Source organism: Coprococcus sp. AF21-14LB (assembly GCF_003458885.1).
Lineage (GTDB): Bacteria > Bacillota > Clostridia > Lachnospirales > Lachnospiraceae > UBA9414.
Map to the genome: position 1 here is coordinate 1 of NZ_QRVX01000143.1, position 575 is coordinate 575.

The 575-nt window shown below is 44.3% G+C and carries 2 rRNA genes; both read right to left on the reverse strand.

The window, feature by feature from the left end:
* Window positions 1–98, reverse strand: a 23S ribosomal RNA gene (locus DWX73_RS13450); the annotation flags it as partial.
* Between the two features lie 368 nt (window positions 99–466).
* A 5S ribosomal RNA gene (gene rrf / locus DWX73_RS13455) occupies window positions 467–575 on the reverse strand; the annotation flags it as partial.

Sequence of the window (575 nt, forward strand, 5' to 3'; positions counted from 1 at the left end):
TTGGATATTTGCTCCTCCCCGAAGCTTTTCGCAGCTTATCACGTCCTTCATCGGCTCTTAGTGCCAAGCATCCACCCTGCGCTCTTTCTAGCATAACCAACTTGCCTTCATCCACGGGAATGGACTCTGGCTACACATGCATAGCGTTGCATGCGTTGGTAATTAGGTTTGATTCGTTTGAATCAGTGTTTCGAATAATTATTATTTTATAACAATTACCTCGGATGTCTTGATATTTTCATCAATTTATTTCTTATATGCGGTTTTCAAGGTACATTGACTGTTTTATCAGTCATCAGAAATCTGAATCCTTTCAGAACCCTGATCACTGGTAAAACCAGCTATCCTAAACAACACTTCCCTGTTGGTTGGGTTAGCTCGAACCTCCCAGATTCTTGCCAGTATCTATATGAAAGCTTCCCCTCCGGAATTTTGTCATCCCTTCCTTTGGTTTATCTTTTTTATAATCTGGCGGCCACCTACTCTCCCACACCGTCTCCAGTGCAGTACCATCGGCCGCTTAGGTCTTAACCATCGTGTTCGGGATGGGAACGGGTGTCTCCCCTAAGCGCATC